Consider the following 23,751-nt stretch of genomic DNA (forward strand, 5'->3'; position numbering starts at 1 on the left):
GACGCCGACCGTCCGCGCTGACGAAGGAGACAGCAACGCATGAGCACCGACACCCCCCAGGTCCCCGACGACGAGACGCGGGCGCACGCCACGGAACCGGCAGAGGGTGACGTCGCCGGCGCACCGGTGGACGACGTCGACGACCGCCGGCACGCCAGCGAACCCGCCGAGGGCGAGGACGTTCCCGGCTCCTGATCGCGACGTGGCCGGGTACCAGCGGCCGTGGCGTGACCTCGACGCCATCGGCGCGGTGGTCTCGTGGTCCGGACGAACATCGTCAGCCGCGGCCAGGAGTGTGCGCTCTGCTGACCATGTGCGGAACCTGAGACTCGCGCTCGGCGGTGCCGGGAGCGCTCGAACAGGTGACACGTGCAGGTCAGACGTCCAGGGCGTCACGCCGCCGATCGAGGCTCGGAGGACGCCGTGCACCATGCACCGAGCAGCGGCGCCCTCGTACGCTGGACGCGGCCCGTGACGTGGGCGCGTCCTCCGCCGGGTCGCCTGATGGAGCCGATCTGCGCCCTGGAGGTGCCATGAACGGAACGAGCAGTCCGCGCGACATCGCGCTCGTCGCGCACGACAACAAGAAGGTCGAGCTCCTGCGCTGGGCCGAGTACAACCGCGGGACGCTCGCGCAGCACCGGCTCTACGCCACCGGAACCACCGGCACGATGCTCGAGTACGAGCTGGGCCTCCCGGTGCACCGCTTCCTGTCCGGTCCGGTGGGCGGCGACCAGCAGATCGGCGCACGGATCGCCGAGGGCACCATCAGCATGCTGATCTTCTTCTGGGACCCGCTCGAGCCGCAGCCGCACGACCCGGACGTCAAGGCGCTGCTGCGCATCGCGACGGTGTGGAACGTGCCCATGGCGTGCAACGTCTCCACGGCGGACATGATCATCTCGTCGCCGCTGCTGTCCGGCGACTACGAGAACACCCGGCCGGACCTGGGCCCGCGCTCGTGGGAGGGCGCGCCTCAGGCGGACGAGGAAGGCTGACGCGTCACGTCAGGATGTTCACCGCCCGCGCCAGGACGACGGCGAACGTGGCGAGCGCGACGATCGACTGCCACGCCATCAGCATCTTCGCCGTCCGGCTCAGCGGCATCGTGTCCGTCGGCGAGAACGCCACGAGGTTGGTGATCGCGACGTAGAGGTAGTCGAGGAACCGCGGTTGCCAGCAGTCGAACTGGTCGGAGTACTCGCGGATCGCGTCCTGCGTGAACCAGAACGACATCCGCTCGACGTCGGGCTGCGCGCGGCCGTTGGGGCCGCCCCGGTCGAGCTGCCAGAACAGCAGCGCGAAGCCGACCGTCAGGACGACGAGGATCTGGGCGCCCTCGGCGAGCAGCTGCTGGACGCTGACTGGCCGGACCGAGATCACGTCCGAGATGAGCAGCGCCGCCGAGGAGGTCCCCGAGACGCAGAGCACGAGCGCGAGCGCGTAGCGCAGGGGGTCGACGCGCCGACGCGCCTGCAGGACACCGTCGGCGACGATGATCGCGACCGCGAGGGCGACCTCGATGATCGGCACCAGGAGCAGGGGGCCGAGCACGATGCGGTCGCGCATCAGCACCTGCGCGAGAACGGCCACCGCGACCGCGCTCAAGGGGGCGAGGCGGGCGCTGAGCGGGGCGTACGAGGACTCGCTCACCGACGACTACGAGCTCGTGCCGTCCAGCAGCTCCCACTGGGCGACCGCCTCGCTGCGGGAGGAGACGCCGAGCTTGCGGTAGCTCGAGATCGCCTGCGTCTTGACGGTGTTGCGSGAGAYGCCGAGGCGYTCGGCGATSMGKGGGAACGTGAGGTGCGTCGCCAGGAGCGGCATGAGGCGCACCTCGGCGGGAGTCAGGGCGTCGGGGCGACCGCTCGAGGCGGCGTCGCGCACCTGGGCGTCGAGCGCGGCCGCACGTTCGGGCAGGTCGCCCAGCCCGGGCCGTCGGTGCAGGATCTCCTGCGCCTGCCGCACGACCGCCGACGCCTCGTGGAGATCGCCGACGCCCAGCAGCGCCTGCCCCATGGTCAGCAGCGCCTGCGTCGAGACGACAGGCAGGGCATACGTCAGCAGGGGTCGCAGGGCGACGGCATCGCGCAGGTGAACGACGGCGTCCTGTCGCAGCCCGAGGTGGACCGCGGTGCGGGCCGCCCAGGCGTGCACGAGCGCGCTGGTCCAGTAGGAGCCGTACCGTCCGGCGGCGACGATGGCGGAGGCCCGACGGACGTCGGGCACCGCCGACGTCCAGTCGCCGCGCTCGACGGCCACGGTCGCCCGTTCGCACAGCACCATCGCGACGACGGGATGGATCCCGGCGAGCTCGGCGGCCTCGAGGGCGTCGAGGAACTGGTCGTCGGCCCGGTCGGGGTCGCCGTCGAGCAGAGCCGCGAGCCCCTCCGTGTGCCGCATCGTGGCGCGGAACGGGCTCGTGGGCGACAGCCCGGCCCATGCCTCCCGTGCGTCGAGCTGCATCTGGGCCGTCCCCCTGCGCGCCTCGATCGCGCGCAGGTACGCGAGCGTGCCCTCGACGGTCGAGCCGTCCGAGAGCGTGCCCGTCCGGGACGTCGCCGTCGCCATCGCGGACCACTGCTCGGCGCGCGTCGGCTGTCCGAGCAGCGCGAACGTGAGCGCGGCGTGCGCCGCGATCGCCGGGAAGGTGCGCACGTCCCGGGCTTCCTCGAGCCACGACATCCAGCGCTCGACCGACTCGATCCGACCGCTCGCCCACGTCGCCTGGGCCCGGTCGAGCACCAGGCGTGCCAGCTCGGGGACGTCCCCGCCCGCGTGCGCGTGCTCGATGGCCAGGTCAGGCTCACCGTTGCCCGCGAGCCAGCGGGACGCGCGCTGGTGCAGCTCGGGGACCAGCGTGGGCTCCTTGCGGTGCAGATCGCCGCTCAGGAGCTGGTGGAGCAGCGGGTGGCACCGGTAGAGCTCGCCGTCCCGGTCCACCGCCTCGATGACCCCGTGCGCCTCGAGGTGCTCGAGCGCCGTCCCGGAGGACCGGGCCTGCAGGACGGCGTCGCAGGCCGGGCCCGAGAGCTCGTCGAGGATCGAGCAGCGGACCAGCAGGGCCCTCTCGGGCGCCTTGACCCCCGCCAGCACCTCGCTGCGCAGGTAGTCGCGCATGAACTTGTCGTTGCCCGTGAACGAGAGAGGCACGCCGCGGTCGTGGATCGCCATGCCGGCGAGCATCACGGCGACTGGCCAGCCCAGGGTGTTCTCGTGGAGCGACGCCGCCTCCTCGGCGGTGAGCCGCACCCCGGAGCGTGCCAGGACCTCGGCCTCCTCGTCGGGCAGCAGTGCGAGCTCGGTCGGACCGACCTCGAGCAGGTCGCCGGAGGCGCGCAGCCGGGCGATCGGCAACCGTGGCGTCGCCCGCGAGGCCAGCCCGACGCGCCACGTGCCCGGCAGGCGGTCGATCACGTCGGTGAGCACGTTCAGGCTTCCCGCGCGCGTGATCGTCTGGACGTCGTCGAGCAGGAGCGTCCGCGACGGGCTCCCGCCGACCGCGGCGACGAGGCCGGCGACGCTGTCGAACCCGGGGCCGACGCCCGCGGCCCGGCCGAGGGCCGCKAGTAGCACGGCGGGATCGTTGTCGTCGCCCGTGCACGTGTGCCACGCGGCGGCGTCGCCGATCCGGTCGGCCCACTGGCCGAGCAGCGCCGACTTGCCGTACCCCGGCCCGGCGACGATCGCGACGACCCCGGCCGTCGAGCTGGTGAGGGAGTCGACGAGCCTGCTGCGGAGGATCAGCCCGACTCCCGCACGCCGACGGCTGAGGGACTCCGCCGCACGCCGGGGGGTCGATGACTTCCCCACGGCGGACAAACCGGTCCGAACGTGATGTTCCCCCACGCAAGGCACGCTACAGCCCCGCCCCGCGGGCGCCGCAACCCCTCCGGTCGCGGCGCCCGTGGAGTGGCGGGGGCCGTCACTCGGGCCGGGGACCGTCGAGGTCGATGTGTGGGACGTCGTCGCTGTCGTCGCCCCATGCGATCCGGCGGGGGGCGTCGTGCGACTCGACGGTCGCGGCGTGGTCGCGGTCGAAGTAGTCCCACGCCCAGCTCAGGAACGCGTCGGTACGGCTGTGCACGCCGCTCAGCAGCATGGCGTGCACCCCGAGCCAGGCGGCGAAGGCGAGGGGCCCGTCCACCTCGTGCCGGTGCGCGCCCACCTCGGCGACGGCGGCGTTGCGGCCGATCATCGCCATGATGCCCTTGTCCTTGTAGTGGAACGGCGCGAGCCGGTCGCCCTGCTCGGAGCGCAGGATGTTCTGCGCCGCCCACCGGCCGGACTGCTGGGCGACCGAGCCGAGCTGGGGGAGCGTCGGCGCCCCGGGCTTGGGTCCCGACGGGATGTTCGCGACGTCGCCGACCGCCCATACGCCGGGGAAGCCCTCGACGCCGAGGTCCGCCCGGACGTCGATCCGCCCCCCGCGGCCCGTGCTCTCGCCCGCGTCCTGGGCGATGGCCGAGGCGGACTCGCCGCCCGCCCAGATGACCGTCGCCGTGGGAAGGGTGGTCCCGTCGTCGAGCTCGACCCGGTCGGCGTGGACGGCCGCGACCCCGGTGCCCAGCCGGAGCTCGACCCCGCCCTTGGTGAGATGGTGGTGGGCGTACTTCTGCGCGTGCTCGGAGAACTGGCCGAGCACCGCCTGCCCGCGGTCGACCAGGTGCACGCGGACGTCGTCGGGCACCCGGCCCTGCGTCTTGAGGGCGGCGACGAGCTCGGCGAGGGCGCCCGAGACCTCGACCCCCGTCGGCCCACCGCCGACCACGACGACGTCGCGCGCGTGCGGCCCGCTGGCGTGGACGCTCTCCTCGACCATCAGCGCGCGGTGGTGCCGGCGCAGGCGCTCGGCGTCCGCGACCGAGTAGAGCGGGAACGTGTGCTCCCGCGCGCCGGGGACGCCGAAGAAGTTCGGTCGCCCGCCGGCGGCGATCACGAGGTGGTCCGCGGRCAGCGACCGGCCGTCGTCGAGGACGAGGGTGCGGTCCGCGAGCGAGGCCTGCGCGACGCCCTGGACGACCACGTCGACGGACGGGACCTCGGCGAAGATGGTCCGAAGGGGCCGCGCGATGTCCTCGGCCGGCAGCTGCGAGGTGGCCACCTGGTAGAGGAGCGGCTGGAACTGGTGGTAGTCGGCGCGGTCGACCAATGTCACGTGGACGCCCGCCTCGCCCAGGGTCTGGGCGGCGGCGACACCCGCCAGCCCACCCCCGAGCACGATCACGTCCGTCACAGCGACATCTCCTGGACGCGCTCGGCGAGGATGATCCGGGCGGCGGCCTCGATGAGCGCGAGGTGCGAGAACGCCTGYGGGATGTTGCCCAGGTGGCGTGCGGCGTCGACCTCGAACTCCTCGGCGTACAGGCCGAACGGGGAGGCGATCCGCAGCAGCCGCTCCATCAGGTCGAGGGCCCGCTGCTTCTCGCCCACGACCATGAGGGCGGAGACCAGCCAGAACGAGCAGATGACGAACGTGCCCTCCTTGCCGGACATGCCGTCGTCGGTCTCGTCCGTCTTGTACCGGAGTACGAAGCCGTTCTCGGAGAGCTCGTCGGCGATGGCCAGGACGCTCGCGTGCAGCCTCTTGTCGGTCCCGGGCAGCAGCCCGAAGTGCGCCGCGAGCAGGTTGGAGGCGTCCAGCGCGTCCGTGTCGTAGTGCTGCCGCAGCACGCCCCGGTCGCTGACACCGTGCTCGAGGATGTCGGCCTTGATCTCCGCCGCGGTCGCGGCCCAGCTCGACTGCAGGTCGGGTTCGCCGCGGATGCCGGCGAGCTGGGCGGCGCGGTCCATGGCGACCCAGCACATGATCTTCGACGAGACGTAGTGCTGCGGCTTGCCCCGGGCCTCCCAGATGCCCTGGTCGGGCTGCTGCCAGACGGCCGCCGCGCACTCGGCCTGGGCCTTGACGATGGGCCACAACCGCGCGGGCAGGCGTTCGCTGCGCCGCGTGTGCAGCAGGATCGAGTCCAGCACCGAGCCGTAGACGTCGTTCTGCTTCTGGTCGAAGGCGCCGTTCCCGAGGCGGACCGGCCGCGCTCCTTGGTAGCCGGTCAGCTCGTCGCGGGTGCTCTCGGTGAGATCGCGCCGGCCGTCGATGCCGTACATGATCTGCAGCGCGCCGTCCTCGTCGGGCTCGATGTCGGCGACGAACTGCATGAACTCGTCGGCCTCCCAGTCGAGCCGCAGGTAGTGCAGCGCCTGCAGCGTGAACGTCGAGTCGCGCATCCAGGTGTACCGGTAGTCCCAGTTGCGCTCGCCGCCGGGGGTCTCGGGCAGCGAGGTCGTCAGCGCAGCGACCGTGGCGCCGGTCGGCATGTAGGTCAGGCCCTTGATCACCAGGGCGGAGCGCTCGACGTAGGGCCGCAGGCGGTGGTCGGGCATCAGGGCCCGGCTCAGCCAGCGGCGCCAGAAGTCCCGCGTCGCCGCGATGCGCGCCACCGCGTCCTGAGCATCGGTCGGGCCGTCCAGCGAGGCGGCCCACGACAGCGAGCAGAACACGGTCTCGCCCGCGGAGAGCTCGTGCCGGCCGCGCAACGAGTCGCCCTCGACGCCGAGCGCCAGGTCCGAGTGCAGCCGCATCGTCACGCCGCCCCCGGTGATGTCCGCGGTGTGGCCGTCCGCCGCATCCAGGGACCACGGTTCCCGGCTCCGGCCGTAGTCGAACGCCGGGTCGCAGACGAGCTCGATCCGCACCGAGCCCTCGAGGCACGTGGCGGTCCGCACCAGCACGTGCTCGGCGTCGTCGTCGGCCGGCGGGCGCGTGTGCGGGGTCGTCTCGTCGGGCCCCTCGCGCCGGCCCATCGTGAGCGCATCGCGGATCTCGACCCAGCCCGACGGCGTGTGCCACGTGGTGACGAGCACGTTGGTCCCGGGGTCGTAGGCGCGCGACGTCGGCACGTTGATCCCGTACGGCGCGAACCGGAAGTAGCCGGCGCCGCGGTCGAGCAGGCTGCCGAACACGCTCTGGCTGTCGAACCTGGGCACGCACAGCCAGTCGATCGACCCGTCCGGCGCCACGAGCGCCCCGGTGTGGCAGTCGGAGAGGAAGGCGTACTGCGCGATCGGAGGGAAGGGCGAGTCGGGGCTGTTCGAGTCCATGGGTGTCTCCTCGGGTGGGTTTCAGCCGAGCCGGGCGAGCAGGTGGTCGCCGACGCGCAGCGCGTTCGCCATGGCGGTCAGCGCCGGGTTCACGGCACCGATGCTGGGGAAGAAGCTGGTGTCGACCACGTAGAGGTTGTCCACCTCGTGCGTGCGGCAGTCGCGGTCGAGCACCGACGTCGCGGGGTCGGCGCCGAACCGGACCGTGCCGGCCTGGTGCGCGCAGCCCGCGACCGGGATGTCGTTCTTCATGTACATGTCGCGCGGGACCAGGTGGTGCGGGTGCATGCCGAGGTGCCCGAGGTTGCCCTTCACGCGGCTGTAGAGCTCCTCGAGCGGCTGCCGGTTGTTCGGGGTGTACGTCAGCACGATGTCGCCGTGGTTGCCCAGCGTCACGCGGTTGTCGGGGTCGGGCAGGTCCTCGGCCGACAGCCAGAAGTCGACCGCGTGCTCCGCAACCTCGCCGAGCGCGAACAGCGGCGCGAGCTTCGCGATGGGCTTCTCGCCGCGGTACATGGGGGCCGACGACTTGCCGACCATCTGCACGTTGCCCATCGGGAACGCGAAGTGCTCGTCGCCGAAGTAGTAGTCGTTGACGCCGAGGGTCTTCTGGAACCGGGTGTCGTTGCGCTCGATCGAGACCGCCAGGAACGCCCGGCTGTTGTGGAACATGTAGTGGCGGCCGACGTGGTCGGACCCGTTCGCGAGCCCGTTGGGGTGCCGGTCGTTGGCGCTGGCGAGCAGCAGCTTCGCCGAGTTGGCGGCGCCGGCCGAGACCACCACGACGTCGCCGGAGAACCGCTGCTCGACGCCGTCGACGTCCGCGACGACCGAGGTGACGGTGTGCCCGGAGTCGTCGGTCTCCAGCCGACGTACCTCGGCGTTGCGGACCAGCGTGACGTTGGCGTGCTCCACGGCGGGCCGCACCGCGATGACCTCGGCGTCGGACTTGGCGTGCAGCAGGCACGCGAACCCGTCGCACGTGGCGGTGCGGATGCACGGGCTGTACGCGGGGTTGGCCTCGTTGAGCATGATCCCGGAGGGGGAGTGGAACGGGTGCAGACCGATCGCGCCCATGTCGTCGAAGAGCTGCTGGATGCGGGGCTCGTGGGAGACGGGCGGATAGGGGTAGGGGCCGCTCGCCGGAGGCTCGGTGGGATCCTCGCCGCGTGCGCCGTGCACCTGGTACAGCTCCTCGGCCTGGGTGTAGTACGGCTCGAACTCGTCGTACCCGACCGGCCATGCGGGGGAGATGCCGCCGTGGTGCTGCAGCTCGCCGAAGTCCCTCTCGCGCAGCCGGTAGAGCGCGGCGCCGTAGAACTTGGTCGCGCCGCCCACGTTGTAGTGCACCTGCGGCTGGAACGACCTGCCCTCGTGGTCGTACCAGGTGTCCTTGGAGATGTACCGGTTCTTGACGAACACCTCCGTCGCGTCCCAGTTCTCCAGCTCGCGCGGGAGCCAGTCGCCGCGCTCGAGGATCAGGATCTTCTTGCCCGACGGGGCCAGGCGGTGCGCGAGGGTCCCGCCGCCCGCGCCCGACCCGATGATGACGACGTCGTAGTGCTCGGTCATCTCGTCCGCCTCACAGACCAGGGCTGCTGTGCATGATGCCGCCGTCGGCGAAGACCGTCGTGGCGGTGAGGTAGCTGGCGCCGTCGCCGGCGAGGAAGGCGACGAGGCTGGCGATCTCCTCCGGCTGCGCCATCCGGCCCAGCGGGATCGCGGCGTCGAGCGTCTTCATCTTCTCGGGGTCGTTCATGGTCGCCGTGTTGATCGGCGTCGCCACCGCGCCGGGTCCGACCCCGACCACCTGCACGCCGTACGGGCCGAGCTCGACGCCCGCCGTCCGGGTGAGCATCCGCATGCCGCCCTTGGACAGGCAGTACGCGGTGTTCCCCGGCATCGGCCAGTCCTCGTGCACCGAGGTCATGTTGATGATCCGGCCGCCCGTGCCCTGCTTGATCATCTGCTTGGCGGCGATCTGGGTGCCGAAGAACGCGCTCTTGAGGTTGATGTCCATGACGCGCTCGTACTGCGCCTCGGTGGTGTCCAGCACGGACGTGCGCGTCTCGATCCCGGCGTTGTTGACCATGATGTCGAGGTGCCCGAACGCCTCGACGGTGCGGGCCACCAGCATCTCGAGGTCCGCGACCTTGCTGACGTCGGCGTCGACCCCGATCGCCTGGTCGCCCAGGGCGTGCACCTGCTTCTCCAGCTCCTCCGTCGCCTCGGGGTGCGCGACGAAGTCGATGACGATGTTCGCGCCGGCCTCGGCCAGGGCGAGCACCACGGCCTTGCCGATGCCGCTGTTGCCTCCGGTGACGACCGCTACTTTCCCGTGCAGGCTCATGTGAGTGCTCCTTCGTCGAGGGGTGCGGACGGGCCCGTCGACGGGTCCGGTGGTGCGGACGTCGGCGGGCCGATGACCCGCCGACGGAAGACGACGTACGTCCAGCCCTGGTAGAGCAGCACGACGGGCACGAGGACCAGCGCGACGATGCTCATGACCTGCAGCGCGTACGTCCCCGACGCGGTGCTGGTCACGGTGAGGCTGTCCGTCGCTGACGTGCTCGACACCAGGACGTTCGGGTAGAGGTTGGCGAACAGGGTCACGACCGTCAGCGCGATACCGAGCGCCGTCGCGGTGAACGCCCAGCCCTCGCGGCGCGCCCGCGACAGGGCGCCGGCCAGCAGCACCGCGACGACCGCGAGCACCGGCGGCACGACACCGCGGACCGCGGGTGCGTCGGACACCGACGGCGTCCACACCGCCAGCCCGAGCAGCAGCAGGACCGCCGGCACGTGGGTGACGGCGACCGCGCGGTGGGCGCGACGACGCACGTCGCCGTCGGTGCGCAGGGCCAGGAACGTGGCGCCGTGCAGCAGGCACAGCGCGACGAGCGTGAGGCCGACCAGCAGGCCGTACCCGGTGATCGAGTCGACGACGGAGCCGGTGAACTCCTCGGAGGAGTCCACGGGCATCCCGGCCAGGAGGTTGCCGAGCGCGACGCCCAGCAGCAGCGGGCACAGCGCGCTGCCGATCGTCAGGCTCCACGACCAGGTCTGGCGCCACCGGGTCGCCTCCATGCGCCCGCGGAACTCGAACGAGACGCCGCGGGCGATGAGCGCGACGAGCAGCAGCACCAGCGGCAGGTACATCGCGGAGAACCACGTGGCGTACCAGCTGGGGAAGGCCGCGAAGATCGCGGCTGCGCCGACGATCAGCCAGACCTCGTTGCCGTCCCAGAAGGGGCCGATCGCGTTGATCGCGACGCGCTGCTCGGTGTCGGTGCGTCCCACGACCTTGTGCAGCATGCCGACGCCGAAGTCGAACCCCTCGAGCACGAAGAAGCCCGTCCAGAGGAACGCGACGACGAGGAACCACAGGTCGGGCAACGTCATCGTGACTCCTCCTTCAGAAGGTCAGGGCCGGGACTCGCGGCTGCCCGCTGTCACCGGTGTGCTCGGGCTCGTCCGGCTCCTCGAGCTCCAGCCCGCGGCGGGCGAACCGCATCATCAGGTAGAGGTTGACCGCGCCGAGGAGCAGGAAGACGCCGTAGAAGACGACGAGGCTGATGACCAGCTCCGTCGTGCCGACCGACGGCGAGACCCCGTCGGAGGTCTTCATCAGGCCCTGGACGATCCACGGCTGGCGGCCGTTCTCCGTGAGCATCCAGCCGGCCGTGTTCATGAGGAACGGCGCCGCCACGGCCCACGTCGCGACGAACAGGAACACGCGCGCCGTCGGTAGTCGTCGTCGCCAGATCAGCCACAGCCCCCACAGTGCGACGAGCGCGGCGAGGGAGCCCAGGTACGCCATGACCCGCATCGACCAGTACTGCACGAAGACGTTCGGCACGTAGTTCCCCGGGCCGTACTCCTCCTGGTACTGCGCGTTCAGCTCGTTGAGGCCCTGTACCTCGCCGTCCCACGTCCCGGTCGCGAGGATCGACAGCAGGTGGGGGATCTCGATGATCTTGGTGGGGTCCTGGTCGTTGTTGCCGCCGCCGATCTGGAACGCCGAGAAGGAGCACGGCTGGCAGTTGTCCCACTGCGCCTCCGCCGCGGAGATCTTCATCGGCTGGTACGTCGCCTCGATGACGCCGAGGTGGCTGCCGACCCCGAGCGCCAGCAGGATCGACGGCAGCAGGACGGCGATCGACACCTTCGCCGAGCGCAGGAACACCTCCTCGTGGTGCTTGCGACGCAGGTACCAGGCGGAGACGCCGAGCATGAGCACGGACCCGGTGACCAGGGATGCGGTGAGCACGTGCGCGTACCCCCACAGGAAGACCGGGTTGGTCATCACCGCCCCGATGTCCGAGAGCTCGGGCCGGCCCGTCGACTGGTCGACCGTGTACCCGACCGGGTTCTGCATCCACGAGTTCGCGGCCATGATGAACGCCGCCGATCCCGCCGCCCCCAGCGCCACGAGCCACACGGTCAGCAGGTGGATGCCGCGGGGGAGCACGTTCCAGCCGAAGACCCACAGCCCGATGAACGTCGACTCGAGGAAGAAGGCGGCGAGCCCCTCCATCGCGAGCGGCGCCCCGAACACGTCGCCGACGTACCGGGAGTAGGCCGACCAGTTCATGCCGAACTCGAACTCCTGGATCAGGCCGGTCACCACACCGACCGCCACGTTGATCAGCAGGAGCGTGCCGAAGAACTTGGTCAGCCTCTTGTGGTCGGGGTTGCCGGACCGGTACCAGAGCGTGTGCAGGACCGCGACGAGGAACCCCAGCCCGATCGTGATGGGCACGAAGAGGAAGTGGTAGATGCTCGTCGACGCGAACTGCAGACGGGCCAGGTCGAGGTCAGACACCCGACCTCCCCCCATCGCTCGAGAGACACGCGCGGACGCCTACCGACCGGTCGAGCGTCGCACCCGGCTCAGCGGACGAGCATCATCCCGTCGGGATGAAAGGGGAGGTGGCCCGACGACGGCGATCGGTGGCATCGTCGGGGTCGTCCAGAGGCTCGACACCGAGGGGAACAGACGTGCAGGACATCAGAGAGCCGCAGGACGTGACGTCATGAGGATCGACCCGCCCTCCGGCCGGCAGTACGTGATCATGGCGGGCGACCACGAGGCCGTGGTCACGCAGGTCGGCGCGACGCTCCGGGAGTGCGTGCTCGACGGCCGGGCGGTGCTCGACGGCTTCGGCGTCGACGAGCGGGCGCCCGACGGACGTGGCCAGGTGCTCGCGCCCTTCCCCAACCGGTTGGCCGGCGGCCGCTACACCTTCGGTGGACGCACGTGCCAGGTCGCGATGGACGAGCCGGAGAAGGGCAACGCGATCCACGGCATGGTCCGCTGGCTGGACTGGTCGGAGGTCTCGTTCACGGAGCGCGACGTCGTGCTCGCGTGCGTCCTGCGACCGCAGCCCGGCTACGCGTGGGAGCTCAGCCTGCAGGTGGGCTACCACCTCTCCGTCGACGGGCTCACCGTTGTCGCGTCGGCACGGAACTCCGGTGGCGAGCCGGCCCCGTTCGCGATGGGGTTCCATCCGTACCTGGGCCTCGGCGCCGCGCTCGAGGGCCTGGAGCTGCTCGTGCCCGCGGAGAGCCACTCCCCGGTGCCGGACGACCGCGACGAGCGGCCGACCCCGGTCGACGTGACCGGGTCGCACCTCGACTTCCGGGCGCCGCGGGCCGTCGGGCCGGAGGTGCTGGACACCGTCTTCGGCGACCTGGTGCGCGGCCAGGACGGTCGGGCCGTCGCCCAGCTGATCGACGCCGCCGACGGGCGGAGCGTCCGGCTCTGGGTCGACGAGGCGTTCCCGTACCTCATGGTCTACTCGGCCGACGGCGTGCTCCCGGCGGAGCGGCGCCGCCGTGCGATGGCCGTCGAGCCGATGACCTGCCCGCCGCACGCGTTCCGGTCCGGAGCGGACCTGCTCACGCTGGCACCGGGGGAGTCCTGGAGCGGGTCGTGGGGGCTCTCGGTGGGATGAGGACCGTCGACGCCGCCCCCCGCGCGCGATCGGTCCTCGTCTACGGCGCAGGGCTGGTCCAGGGGCTGGCGCTCGTCTCGTTCCCCGCCGCGAGCTCGATCCTCATCAGCCCCACAGGCTACGACCTGAGCACCACCCAGTACGGGCTGATGTTCGTCCCGCAGGTCGTCCTGGCGATCACCGGGGCGGCGACCTCCCCGCTCCTGGCGGCGCGCTGGTCGTTGCAGCGCGTCCTGCAGGTCGGCCTGGTCTCGAACCTGCTCGCGATGCTGCTGCTGGTCCTCAGCCAGGCGGTGTCGACGTCGCCCGCCGCGTACCCGGTGCTGCTCTGCGCCACCGGAGCGCTGGGGTTCGGGTTCGGCACCACCGTCCCGGCGCTGAACACGTTCGCCGCCCGGCTGGCCCCGTCGAACCAGGACCGCTCGATCCTCACCCTGAACGCCCTGCTCGGCACGGGCACCGCGCTGGCGCCGCTGCTCATCGCCCTGTTCCTCGCGCTCGGTGCCTGGTGGCTCCTGCCGGTGCTCGCTGCCGTGGGGCTGGGGGTCTTCCTCGTCCTCGCCGTGCGGACCACCCTGGACGCCGGCCCGAATCCGGAGCGCACGGGCGCCCGGCAGAAGCTGCCCGGCCGGTTCTGGTGGTACGCCGCAGCCGCCGTCCTCTACGGCGTGTGCGAGACGCTCTTCGGCAACTGGTCGAGCGTGTACCTCACGGGCGAGCGCGCGCTCTCGGCGCAGGTGGCGTCACTCGCGCTGGCCGCGTTCTGGGCGTGCGTGACCATCGGCCGCGTGATCGTCGCCGCGCTCACCACGCGCGTCCCGCCGACCGTGGTCTTCGTCGTGCTGCCGGTGCTGATCGCGGCCACGAACCTCGCCGTGTCCTCGGCGCACAGCGCGGTGGTTGCGGTCCTCGCGTTCGCCGCCGCCGGGTTCGCCTGCTCCGCGATGCTCCCGCTCAACCTGAGCCTGGCCGGCGAGGAGTTCCCGCGGCTGGGCGCCACGTCGTCGGGTGAGCTCATCGCGGCCTACCAGGTGGGCTACGGCGTCGCGGCGTTCGGCGTCGCACCCCTCGAGAGCCTGACCGGGATCGGCCTGGCCGGCATCTACCTCGTCGGCGCCGGCGTGGCGGTCGTCCTGGCCGTGACCGCGCGCGTGATCACCGCCGGCAGGCCGCGGGTCGCTGCGGCCTCCGCGGCCTGACGGCGCTCGGTCAGCGGGCGCGCAGCAGCGCGGCGCGGAGCCGGGCGAGCCGGTCGAGCAGCGCGGGCGGGACCCGGTCGCCGAACAGCGCGAAGAACTCCTCGGTCAGGTCGGCCTCCCGCGTCCACGAGCCGGCGTCGACGGCGAACAGCTGCGCGAGCGCGTCGTCGTCGATCTCGAGGCCGTCCAGGTTCAGCGCGCCCGGCGAGGGCAGCAGACCGACGGGGCTGGGCACGGCGCCGAGGTCGGTGCGCAGGCCGCGGGCGCGGTCCACCTGGTCGACCATCCACGCGAGCACCCGGGAGTTCTCGCCGAACCCGGGCCACAGGAAGTCGCCCTGGTCGTCCTTGCGGAACCAGTTCACCTGGAACACGAGCGGCCGCTGCGCTCGGTCGAGGGCCGCGCCGATCCGCAGCCAGTGCGCCCAGTGGTCGGCCATGTCGTAGCCGCAGAACGGCATCATCGCGAACGGGTCGCGGCGCAGCTCGCCCACCAGGCCCTCGGCGGCGGCGGTGCGCTCGGAGGAGATCGTGGCGCCCATGAACACGCCGTGCTCCCAGCTCTCCGCCTGCGCCACCAGCGGCACGTTGGTCGCGCGGCGCCCGCCGAAGACGATCGCGTCCAGCCGCACGCCCTCGGGGTCGTCCCAGCCGTCGGCGATCGTCGGGCACTGGGCGGCCGCGACGGTGAAGCGGGAGTTCGGGTGCGCGGCGGGGCGACCGGAGTCGGGCGTCCACTCCTGCCCGGTCCAGTCGACCAGGTGCGCGGGCGGCTCCGGGGTCAGGCCCTCCCACCACACGTCGCCGTCGTCGGTGAGCGCGACGTTGGTGAAGATCGTGTCGCGGCTCAGCGTCTCGATGGCCGCGGGGTTGGTCGTGGGCCCCGTGCCCGGCGCGACCCCGAAGAAGCCGGCCTCCGGGTTGATGGCCCGCAGCGAGCCGTCGGCCGCCGGCCGCAGCCACGCGATGTCGTCGCCGATCGTCTCGACCCGCCAGCCCGGCAGCGTGGGGCGCAGCATGGCGAGGTTCGTCTTGCCGCACGCCGAGGGAAACGCGGCGGCGACGTGGTACCGGCGACCGTGCGGCGACGTCAGCCGGATGAGCAGCATGTGCTCGGCCAGCCACCCCTCGTCCCGGCCGATCACCGAGGCGATGCGCAGGGCGAAGCACTTCTTGCCGAGGAGGGCGTTGCCGCCGTAGCCCGAGCCGAACGACCAGATCTCGCGGGTCTCGGGGAAGTGGACGACGTATTTCGACGCGTTGCACGGCCACGGCACGTCCGCGGAGCCGGGCTCGAGCGGCGCACCGACCGAGTGCACCGCGGGGACGAACGGCGTGCCGGCCTCGACCAGGTCGAGCACGTCGCGGCCCACCCGGGTCATCACCCGCATGCTGACGACGACGTACGGCGAGTCGGTGACCTGCACACCCACGTGCGACAGCGGCCCGCCGACGGGTCCCATCGAGAACGGCACCACATACATGGTCCGCCCGCGCATGCTGCCCGCGAACACCCCGTCGAGCTCGGCGCGCATCGCCGTGGGCTCGCGCCAGTTGTTGGTCGGCCCGGCGTCCGACTCCTCGACCGGGCAGACGAACGTGCGCGACTCGATGCGGGCGACGTCGTCGGGGTCCGACCGTGCGAGGTAGCTGCCGGGGCGCAGCTCGGGGTCCAGGGGGAGGAGCGTGCCGGTGCGCACCATCTGGGCGACCAGCGCGTCGCGCTCCTCGTCCGAGCCGTCGCACCAGACCACCGCGTCGGGCTCGGTGAGCCCGGCGACGGCGTCGACCCACGCGTGGACGTCGCCGAGCACGGCGGCCGACGTGACGTCGGGGACCGTCGTGGTGCCGGTCTGGAGGGTGACGGGCTGTTCGGCCAGCATGGTCATCGTCTTCGGTCTCCTTCGGCGGGCCCTCGTCGGCCCGTTCGCTTCGTTCTGTCCATCGTGTCGTCAAGCCGCAGAGGTCTCCGGGCAGGCAGAGACGTCAAGTTCGCCACTTCTTGACATAGAGTCACGTTGTGGCCGCACAGGACAGTGACGTGGACAACATCGACGCGACGGGTGCACCCGACGCCCTCACGCTCGGCCGCCGGCTGCGGCACCTGCGCAAGGCACGCGGGCTGACCCTCGACGACCTGGGCCGACAGGTCGGGGTGACGTCGAGCCTGCTCTCCCTCTTCGAGAACGGTCGGCGCGAGCCCCGGCTCGTGCTGCTGCGCAGCCTGGCGACCGCGCTCGACGTGACGGTCGCCGACCTGCTCGACGCGGAGCCGCCGTCGCGACGCGCCGCGCTCGAGATCGCGCTGGACCGCGCGCAGCGGTCGGCGGGATTCGAGCGGCTCTCCCTGCCCGCCGTGCGCCCGGGCCGGTCCCTGCCCTTGCCCGTGCTCGAGCAGATCGTCGGCCTGCACGCCGAGCTCGCCCGACGCGACCTCGAGGCGGTCGCGACGCCCGAGGAGGCCCGCCGCGCCAACACGCAGATCCGCCTCGAGCGCCAGCAGCGCGACAACTACCTGCCCGAGATCGAGCGGCTCGCCGAGACCATGGCGCGCAAGGCCGGGTACACCTCGGGCGCGCTCACGCACCGGGCGGTGTCCCGGATGGCCGAGCAGCTCGGGTTCGCGATCATCCACGTCGACGACCTGCCCAGCTCCACCCGGACCGTCACCGACCTCGAGCACGGCCGGGTCTACCTGCCGCCCGCGTCGACGCCCGGCGGCCACGGGCTGCGGTCGCTCGCGCTGCAGGCCATCGCGCACCGCGTGCTCGGGCACCGCCGCCCGACGTCCTACGACGACTTCCTGCGCCAGCGCATGGAGACCACCTACTTCGCGTCCTGCTGCCTCATGCCCGAGACCGCCGCCGTCCAGCACCTCCAGCAGGCCAAGAAGGAGAAGGACCTGGCGATCGAGGACCTGCGCGACGCGTTCGGCGTGACGCACGAGGCGGCGGCGCAGCGGTTCACCAGCCTGGCGACCCACCACCTCGGCATCCCCGTGCACTTCGTGCGGCTGGGCGGCGACGGCGCGATCTACCGCGCGTACGCGAACGACGGGCTGCCGCTGCCGACCGACGTGACGGGTGCGATCGAGGGCCAGCTCGTGTGCCGGAGCTGGGGGGTGCGCCGCGCGTTGACCCGGCGCGACCGCACGTCCGAGTCCTACCAGTACACCGACACCCCGGCGGGCACGTTCTGGTGCTCCACGCAGACGGGCTCGGGCGCGACGGGCCAGCTGGCGCTCACGGTCGGGGTGCCCTTCTCGTCGGCCACGTGGTTCCGGGGGCGCGACACCAAGGTCCGCCACCAGTCCACCTGCCCAGACGAGGCGTGCTGCCGCCGCCCGCCGGAGAGCGCCGCCGCCCGCTGGCAGGACGCGTCGTGGCCCAGCGCCCGGATCCACCAGCAGGTGTTCACCGCGCTGCCCACGGGTGCCTTCCCGGGGGTGGACGCCCGCGAGGTGTACGCCTTCCTCGACCGCCACGCCCCGCAGGTGGGTGGCTAGATCCTCGTCTTGCCCACCTGCATGTGGATGTGGTCCTGGTGGTGGGAGCGGAGCGTCCCGCCGGGACCGTCGACGTAGTCGGGGTGGATCACGTAGCCGCCCAGGTCGCCGATCCGCGTGCGGGGCCACTTGTTGGCCGGGCCGATCCCGTTGCACTCGCACTCGAACGTGGCGAAGCACAGGGCMGTCCGGAACAGCAGGTTGGCCAGCGCGTCCACGGCGGGATCGAGCCGCTCGGCCGACCCGGCGACGACGGGCCGGTTGCCCCAGTCCGCCAGCACCCGCTTGTCGAACGCGACGCCGTCGAGCGTGCCCTGGACCCCCCCGAAGTCGAGCGCCCGGCCCTGGTTGTGGCAGTCGTTCGGCGTCCCGCTGCCGTGGCCGATGCCCATGTGCAGGATCGCGGAGACGTCCGGGGGTGACGAGTTCAGCCACCGGGTCAGCCGGTACAGCGCGACGAGCATCCGCTGGTCGACGTTGTCGATGAGCGTCTGCGCGCCGCCCACGTACTGGTAGGCGATCCCGCCGAGCGTCGTCGGCTGGACGACCACGTGCGTGGCCGGCTGGGGCGTGGCGATCCCCGTCTGCCAGTCCCCGGAGTACGGCGTGCTGGCCGCCCTCAGCGCGACCTTGCCGGCCTGGATGAGGTAGCCCATGACGGTGTTGGCCTCGGGCAGGGTCAGGTCGCGCGCCGCCGTCAGCATGGCCGCCGGGACGGGCTCGAGCTGCAGGGTGCCGATGGAGCCCTGGCCGTCCACGGCGTCGGTGTCCACGTTGTAGCGGCGGTACTCCGACCCCTTGAAGAAGTACGCGTACGTCCCGCCCTGGTAGAGCGCCGCGTCGACGCCGTCGTCCCACAGACCCTGCCAGGCGCCGGCGATCGGCCGCGGGTAGTTGTCGTCGACCCGGTCGAGCGTGATGTCGTAGCGCAGGTAGTCGGGGCCGCAGAAGAAGTAGAGCTTGCCGGTGCCCCAGTTCAGGACCGCGTCGATCTGCGCGGCGTCGACGCCCGGCCAGTACTGCGAGGTGGTGAACGGGGTGTGGGGGGGCAGGTAGTCGGCCTCGACACCCTCCGGGCCGTTGCTGCCGGTCTCGTACCGGACGTACTCGTCGCCGTAGAAGAAGTACGCCTTCCCGAACCCGTAGTAGACAGCGGCATCGGCCACCTCGGGACGGAGCCCCGGCCAGTTCGTCATGGGGAGGTCGTTCTGCTCGGGCAGGCCGCTGAGGAAGTCGAGGCGGGTGTAGGTGCCGTCCTGGAACAGGTACGCCTTGCCGTTCGGGAGCGCGATGGCGCACATGCCGCGACTCATGGATCCGCCCCCCTCGGCTCGTCTCTCCGCAGTCTGTTCCTGCCCCCCGACCGGTGTCCAGGGTGCTGCACGTGCCTCACCGGCCCAGGGCGCGATTCCCAGCCGAGGACATCGTGCGGTCGGAGACGGCGATGTCGGCACGCGCGCCGGCCGCGGCACCGGCGGCCCATCCGCGGCCGGAGAGGCGACGCGTCGTGCGGCGCACGTGGGGGAACGCGTCCGCCACGGCCGCGTCGACGTCGCGGTCCCGCGCGGCCAGGACCAGCTCGCTCGAGGTGCCTTCGGTCTCAGCCTCGGTGAGCACCTCGGCGTAGAACCGGCGCAGGCGGCCCGCGACGATCGCGGCGAAGCCGGCCGCGAACGCACGCTTGTCGCTCGCGGTGCCGCCGTGGGCGTACATCTCGGCGAGCATCTGCGGCTCGAGCGACGCAGCCAGGACCGCCGCCATCGACATGTCCGCCGCGAACCCGAACGCGACGAACTCGGTGCCGTTGCCGCGACGCACCCGCAGGGGCCGGCAGCCGAACGCACCGTAGACGGCGTTGCGCAGCTCGATCCGGTCCGCCACCCACGAGCCCGTGACCGGGACGTCCTCCCGGACCGGCTCCCGCGCCCGCTCGCTGGTCATCCGGACGGCTGCCTCGTCGATGCTGTGGCGCAGCATGAGCTTCTCGGCGCGGGTCCGGGCGAGCTCACGCTCGGGCTCGTGCGGTGAGCCGCCGTCGGCGATCGCCAGCAGCGTGCGGATCAGCGCGAGGTTCTCGTCGGCGGACTTGGGCATCGGGGCTCCCGGGTGTGCGGTGGAGCCGTCACCGTAGGGGAGGGCACCGACAGGGGGCTCACGATATGCACAGCACAGGGGCCGCAGCCGGCACCCGAAGGTCCGCACTGCCAACCGGACAGGCTCGGTGCGTGACGCACGCGTCGCCGCGCTGGCGGACCTCCCTCGTCTCCAGGGTCCCGTCCGCTGCTACGGGCGAGGGTCGATGATGCGGCGCACCGTGGTCGCCTCGGTCGCCTCACGCGGGAACAGCGTCACGTGCTGGCGCGCAGGCTTCGGCGGGGTCAGGCCCTCGGAGACGGTGCAGACAACCTCGCCTGTGGTGGCGTCAACCTGGCACGAGCCGGCGAGCAGCACGAAGGTGACGCTCGCGTTGTCGCCCTCACCGTGGACGTGCCCGGACGAGAAACCGTCTGTGCTGCCGTACTGCGCCTGCGGGACCGGGGTGCTGGCGTACGAGTTGGAACCGACGTAGGGGTTGTCCCAGGACAGTGACAGGCTGCCCAGCACGTCTCCGTCGACGGTCTCGATCTGGTACGTCGCGTGCCCTTCGGTGCCGGTGAACAGCCCGCTCGACTCGGACTCCCACAGCCCGTAGTCACCGATGATCGTGGGCGGTTCGGTGACCCAGATCCCGTGGCTGAGACCCGCGGTCACGAGCTGAAGGTTGAACGGGTGGCCTGTGCGGTTCTCCAGGCGGACTCGCGTCGATCGGGCAGCCATGACTCTCCCTCTGGATACTCGTCGGGATGACGCCGGTCGCCCCCCGTCGTAGGAGAGGACCCCCGGGGCCGCCCCCTGATACCTCGGGTGGTCGCCCGCCGAGCGGCGCGCTCGGTCGGCCCAGCCGCTCACGGCACCCAGAGGCGCTGGCTCGACGCGGGCCAGCTGAGGTCGTTCCCGCGGCGGCTCGTGCCCGTGCCGGGACCGTGGGTCTGCGCCCACGCCCAGGCTCGGGCCGCCGCCGCGTCGTCGGCGGCGCGCATGGCGACCTTGGCCGACGGCGAGCCCGGGGTCGGCACGGCGCACCGCAGGTGCGGTTCCCCGGGGCGTGTCGGGGTGGCGGCGGTGAGGACGCAGGACGTCCCGCCAGGGGTCCGGCTCGCCTCGAGGGTGTGCGCCGTCGCGGGGGGCGTGGTCGTCGCGGGTGACGACGCGATGCCCGCGGCCATGACCCCGGCGACGAGGACACCGATGACGGCGCCCGAGATCCCGAGCAGGCGGCGGACGCGCAGCGCTCGCGTGCCCAGGTCGTGCGAGGGCGGGTCGACCGGGTGGGGCTCCATCTCGAACTCGATGACCGTCTCGAGGTGGGCTCGGCGGCGTGCGGTCGCGGTGGGCATGACGCGGTCCTTCGGGCTGTGCGGGGTCGTGCTGGTGGAGCTATAGGAGTGGAGCCACTCGGTGCGGTTCTGATACGTCCAACCTCCTGCGACCCGCCCGTCGCGGAATCAGGGCACCCCCCTAGTTCGTGCCGGGGACCCGGGCGTCCACAGGCCCGGAGCCCGACCGGCGCCGGGTGTCGGCCGGCGCTGGCAGGCTGGGCGCGTGACCCCACCCACCCGTGATGCCGCCCTCGCCGTGCTCCGCCGCCTGGTCGGCAACGACGCGGCCGACTTCCACGAGGGTCAGTACGAGGCGATCGCGACGCTCGTCGACGAGCACCGGCGTGCGCTCGTCGTGCAGCGCACGGGCTGGGGCAAGTCGGCCGTGTACTTCGTCGCCACGATGCTGCTGCGCGAGCGCGGCGCAGGTCCGACGGTGCTGGTCTCGCCGCTGCTGGCGCTGATGCGCGACCAGGTCGCCGCCGCCGAGCGCGCGGGGGTCCGGGCGGTCGCCATCAACTCCACCAACGCCCACGAGTGGGACGAGCTGCTGGCCCGGCTCGCCGCCGACGAGGTGGACGTGCTGCTGGTCTCGCCGGAGCGGCTCAACAACCCGTCGTTCCGCGAGAACCAGCTGCCGGCGCTGGTGCGCCGCCTCGGGATGCTGGTGGTCGACGAGGCGCACTGCATCAGCGACTGGGGTCACGACTTCCGCCCCGACTACCGGCGGCTGCGCGACCTCATCGCGACGATGCCGCCCGGCGTCCCGGTGCTGGCGACGACGGCGACCGCGAACAGCCGGGTGGTCGAGGACGTCGCCGAGCAGCTGGGCAACGACGGCGCCGTCGACGTGCTCACCATCCGCGGACCGCTGGCCCGCGCGTCCCTGCGGCTCGGCGTGCTCCGCCTGCCGGACGCGCGGACCCGGCTCGGCTGGCTGCTCAGCCACCTGGGCGACCTGCCGGGGTCGGGGATCATCTACACGCTGACGGTGGCCGCCGCCCAGGACACGGCTCGGCTGCTGCGCGAGGCGGGCCACGACGTGCGCGCCTACACCGGCCAGACGGACCCGGCCGACCGGGAGGACGCCGAGGCCGCGCTCAAGGCCAACACCGTCAAGGCGCTGGTCGCCACGAGCGCGCTCGGCATGGGGTTCGACAAGCCGGACCTCGGCTGGGTGCTGCACCTCGGGGCGCCGTCGTCCCCGGTCGCCTATTACCAGCAGGTCGGACGTGCGGGCCGAGCGACCGCGAGCGCCGACGTCCTGCTGCTGCCCGGCACGGAGGACCCGGACATCTGGCGGTACTTCGCCACGGCATCGATGCCGAGCCAGGACCGGGCGGAACGGGTGATCGCGGAGCTGTCGGACCGGCCCCTGTCGACCCCGGCGCTCGAGGCGCTGGTGGACATCCGCCGCACGCCGCTCGAGCTGCTGCTCAAGGTGCTCGACGTGGACGGCGCGGTCCGCCGCGTCCAGGGCGGCTGGGTGTCCACCGGGCGACCGTGGACGTACGACGCCGAGCGCTACGAGCGCATCGCCGCGGCACGCCAGGCGGAGCAGCAGCACATGCTCGACTACGAGCGCACCGACGGCTGCCGGATGGAGTTCCTGCAGCGCACCCTGGACGACGAGACGGCCGCGCCGTGCGGGCGCTGCGACAGCTGCGCGGGCGCCTGGTACCCGCGGGACGTGGTGGCGGGCGCGGCCGCGTCGGCGGACCGGTCGCTCGACCGCGTCGGCGTGCCGATCGAGCCGCGGGTGCAGTGGCCGGTCGGTGCGGACCGCCTGGGCCTGCCGGTGCGCGGTCGCATCGCGGAGCAGGAGCGGGCTCTCGAGGGGCGCGCGCTCGCGCGGCTCACCGACCTCGGCTGGGGGACCGCGCTGCGTGAGGTGTTCGCGGCCGGCGCCGGGGACGCGCCGGTCACCCGCGCGATGCTCGACGGCTGCGTCCGCGTGCTCGCGCAGTGGGGCTGGGACGAGCGGCCGGTGGCGGTCGTCGCCCTGCCGTCCCGCCGGCGCCCCCAGCTCGTCGACTCCCTCGCGCGGGGGCTCGCCGAGATCGGCCGGCTGCCGTACGCGGGCGCTCTCGCGCTGCGCGACGACGGCCCGCGTGGCGAGCCCGGGGGCAACAGCGCGTTCCGGCTGGCGAGCGTCTGGGAACAGTTCGACGCGGGCGCGCTCGCGCTCCCGGCGGGTCCTGTCCTCCTGGTCGACGACCTCGTCGACAGCCGCTGGACGATGACCGTGGCCGCGCGCGAGCTGCGTCGGGCCGGGGCGACCGCCGTCCTGCCGTTCGCGCTCGCGGTGCGCGGGTGAGGCAAACGCGCAGCCGTTCTGCGCACCTCTTGCGCCACCGCGGGAGGCGTGCGCTACAACGTTCTCGACCGTGGTTGCTGGCCGGCGGGGACGCCGAGCCACGTCCGGGACGCCGAGRGGCGCCGGCCGAGTGACGAACAGCGCCGCGACTCCCTGGAGGTCTCCGATGAGCACCCCTGTGCGGCGCCTCGCCGTCGCCATCCTGTCCGGCGCGGCCCTCCTGGTCGGCGCGTGCGCGGCGGCCGGCTCGGCCG

General features: G+C 72.4%; 19 protein-coding genes. 6 read left to right on the top strand and 13 right to left on the bottom strand.

Annotated elements, in window-relative coordinates; genetic code table 11:
* The first annotated feature begins 39 nt into the window (after positions 1-39).
* On the top strand, positions 40-195 hold the full coding sequence (locus ACXJKG_RS07915; protein ID WP_456845208.1) for a hypothetical protein: 156 nt from the start codon (positions 40-42) through the stop codon (positions 193-195).
* 338 nt (positions 196-533) lie between these two features.
* Positions 534-998, top strand: a complete 465-nt coding sequence (locus tag ACXJKG_RS07920; RefSeq protein ID WP_456845209.1) for a methylglyoxal synthase — start codon at positions 534-536, stop codon at positions 996-998.
* 4 nt (positions 999-1,002) lie between these two features.
* Here ACXJKG_RS07920 and ACXJKG_RS07925 read toward each other — a convergent pair whose 3' ends face one another.
* From ACXJKG_RS07925 to ACXJKG_RS07960, 8 genes are all read right to left on the bottom strand, one after another.
* Positions 1,003-1,653, bottom strand: a complete 651-nt coding sequence (locus tag ACXJKG_RS07925) for a hypothetical protein (RefSeq protein ID WP_456845210.1) — start codon at positions 1,651-1,653, stop codon at positions 1,003-1,005.
* Between the two features lie 6 nt (positions 1,654-1,659).
* A complete protein-coding gene (locus tag ACXJKG_RS07930; RefSeq protein WP_456845211.1) occupies positions 1,660-3,813 on the bottom strand; it encodes a LuxR C-terminal-related transcriptional regulator in 2,154 nt (717 codons plus the stop codon).
* 112 nt (positions 3,814-3,925) lie between these two features.
* Positions 3,926-5,236, bottom strand: coding sequence for an NAD(P)/FAD-dependent oxidoreductase (locus tag ACXJKG_RS07935; protein WP_456845212.1), 1,311 nt, complete (start codon positions 5,234-5,236; stop codon positions 3,926-3,928).
* Positions 5,233-7,101: a glycoside hydrolase family 15 protein gene (locus tag ACXJKG_RS07940; protein ID WP_456845213.1), complete on the bottom strand. Its 1,869-nt coding sequence runs from the start codon at positions 7,099-7,101 to the stop codon at positions 5,233-5,235. Before ACXJKG_RS07940 ends, ACXJKG_RS07935 begins: the two co-directional genes overlap by 4 nt.
* 21 nt (positions 7,102-7,122) lie before the next feature.
* The gene (locus ACXJKG_RS07945) at positions 7,123-8,673 is read right to left on the bottom strand and encodes a GMC oxidoreductase (protein WP_456845214.1); all 1,551 of its coding nucleotides are present in this window, start codon (positions 8,671-8,673) and stop codon (positions 7,123-7,125) included.
* A 10-nt stretch (positions 8,674-8,683) separates the two neighbouring features.
* Positions 8,684-9,451, bottom strand: a complete 768-nt coding sequence (locus ACXJKG_RS07950) for a glucose 1-dehydrogenase (RefSeq protein WP_456845215.1) — start codon at positions 9,449-9,451, stop codon at positions 8,684-8,686.
* Complete coding sequence (gene cydB / locus ACXJKG_RS07955) at positions 9,448-10,503, bottom strand: cytochrome d ubiquinol oxidase subunit II (RefSeq protein ID WP_456845216.1); 1,056 nt, start codon at positions 10,501-10,503, stop codon at positions 9,448-9,450. The genes ACXJKG_RS07950 and cydB overlap by 4 nt, the downstream gene beginning before the upstream one ends.
* Positions 10,504-10,516: 13 nt before the next feature.
* Entirely contained in the window at positions 10,517-11,926 is a 1,410-nt protein-coding gene (locus ACXJKG_RS07960) for a cytochrome ubiquinol oxidase subunit I (protein ID WP_456845217.1), read from the bottom strand.
* A gap of 211 nt (positions 11,927-12,137) precedes the next feature.
* Between ACXJKG_RS07960 and ACXJKG_RS07965 the strand changes: the two genes are divergently transcribed.
* Both ACXJKG_RS07965 and ACXJKG_RS07970 read left to right on the top strand, forming a co-directional pair.
* A complete protein-coding gene (locus ACXJKG_RS07965; RefSeq protein WP_456845218.1) occupies positions 12,138-13,058 on the top strand; it encodes an aldose 1-epimerase family protein in 921 nt (306 codons plus the stop codon).
* On the top strand, positions 13,055-14,257 hold the full coding sequence (locus tag ACXJKG_RS07970) for an MFS transporter (protein WP_456845219.1): 1,203 nt from the start codon (positions 13,055-13,057) through the stop codon (positions 14,255-14,257). Before ACXJKG_RS07965 ends, ACXJKG_RS07970 begins: the two co-directional genes overlap by 4 nt.
* Before the next feature lie 10 nt (positions 14,258-14,267).
* On the opposite strand, the gene ACXJKG_RS07975 is transcribed toward ACXJKG_RS07970, so the two are convergent.
* Positions 14,268-16,145: a phosphoenolpyruvate carboxykinase (GTP) gene (locus ACXJKG_RS07975; RefSeq protein WP_456845220.1), complete on the bottom strand. Its 1,878-nt coding sequence runs from the start codon at positions 16,143-16,145 to the stop codon at positions 14,268-14,270.
* Between the two features lie 131 nt (positions 16,146-16,276).
* On the opposite strand from ACXJKG_RS07975, the gene ACXJKG_RS07980 reads away from it, so the two are divergent.
* Positions 16,277-17,761 (top strand): helix-turn-helix domain-containing protein, encoded by a 1,485-nt coding sequence (locus ACXJKG_RS07980; protein WP_456845221.1) that lies wholly within the window; start codon positions 16,277-16,279, stop codon positions 17,759-17,761.
* On the opposite strand, the gene ACXJKG_RS07985 is transcribed toward ACXJKG_RS07980, so the two are convergent.
* The 4 genes from ACXJKG_RS07985 to ACXJKG_RS08000 all read right to left on the bottom strand — a co-directional run bounded on the left by ACXJKG_RS07985 (position 17,758) and on the right by ACXJKG_RS08000 (position 21,198).
* On the bottom strand, positions 17,758-19,074 hold the full coding sequence (locus ACXJKG_RS07985) for a hemopexin repeat-containing protein (RefSeq protein ID WP_456845222.1): 1,317 nt from the start codon (positions 19,072-19,074) through the stop codon (positions 17,758-17,760). The two genes, ACXJKG_RS07980 and ACXJKG_RS07985, sit on opposite strands and share 4 nt — an antisense overlap.
* Before the next feature lie 76 nt (positions 19,075-19,150).
* A complete protein-coding gene (locus ACXJKG_RS07990) occupies positions 19,151-19,855 on the bottom strand; it encodes a DUF7168 domain-containing protein (protein ID WP_456845223.1) in 705 nt (234 codons plus the stop codon).
* 189 nt (positions 19,856-20,044) lie between these two features.
* The gene (locus tag ACXJKG_RS07995; RefSeq protein ID WP_456845224.1) at positions 20,045-20,512 is read right to left on the bottom strand and encodes a hypothetical protein; all 468 of its coding nucleotides are present in this window, start codon (positions 20,510-20,512) and stop codon (positions 20,045-20,047) included.
* A gap of 194 nt (positions 20,513-20,706) precedes the next feature.
* On the bottom strand, positions 20,707-21,198 hold the full coding sequence (locus ACXJKG_RS08000) for a hypothetical protein (RefSeq protein ID WP_456845225.1): 492 nt from the start codon (positions 21,196-21,198) through the stop codon (positions 20,707-20,709).
* 205 nt (positions 21,199-21,403) lie between these two features.
* On the opposite strand from ACXJKG_RS08000, the gene ACXJKG_RS08005 reads away from it, so the two are divergent.
* Entirely contained in the window at positions 21,404-23,497 is a 2,094-nt protein-coding gene (locus tag ACXJKG_RS08005; protein ID WP_456845226.1) for a DEAD/DEAH box helicase, read from the top strand.
* Positions 23,498-23,751: the final 254 nt, after the last annotated feature.

The organism is Cellulomonas sp. P5_C6 (genome assembly GCF_054049635.1).

What these genes read in the sequence shown, in the direction of transcription:
- ACXJKG_RS07915 (WP_456845208.1), top strand. Translation starts at nt 40, where the DNA reads ATGAGCACCGACACCCCCCAGGTCCCCGACGACGAGACGCGGGCGCAC.
- ACXJKG_RS07920 (WP_456845209.1), top strand. Translation starts at nt 534, where the DNA reads ATGAACGGAACGAGCAGTCCGCGCGACATCGCGCTCGTCGCGCACGAC.
- ACXJKG_RS07945 (WP_456845214.1), bottom strand. Translation starts at nt 8,673, where the DNA reads ATGACCGAGCACTACGACGTCGTCATCATCGGGTCGGGCGCGGGCGGC.
- ACXJKG_RS07950 (WP_456845215.1), bottom strand. Translation starts at nt 9,451, where the DNA reads ATGAGCCTGCACGGGAAAGTAGCGGTCGTCACCGGAGGCAACAGCGGC.
- cydB (WP_456845216.1), bottom strand. Translation starts at nt 10,503, where the DNA reads ATGACGTTGCCCGACCTGTGGTTCCTCGTCGTCGCGTTCCTCTGGACG.
- ACXJKG_RS07965 (WP_456845218.1), top strand. Translation starts at nt 12,138, where the DNA reads ATGAGGATCGACCCGCCCTCCGGCCGGCAGTACGTGATCATGGCGGGC.
- ACXJKG_RS07970 (WP_456845219.1), top strand. Translation starts at nt 13,055, where the DNA reads ATGAGGACCGTCGACGCCGCCCCCCGCGCGCGATCGGTCCTCGTCTAC.
- ACXJKG_RS07975 (WP_456845220.1), bottom strand. Translation starts at nt 16,145, where the DNA reads ATGACCATGCTGGCCGAACAGCCCGTCACCCTCCAGACCGGCACCACG.
- ACXJKG_RS07990 (WP_456845223.1), bottom strand. Translation starts at nt 19,855, where the DNA reads ATGCCCAAGTCCGCCGACGAGAACCTCGCGCTGATCCGCACGCTGCTG.
- ACXJKG_RS08000 (WP_456845225.1), bottom strand. Translation starts at nt 21,198, where the DNA reads ATGCCCACCGCGACCGCACGCCGCCGAGCCCACCTCGAGACGGTCATC.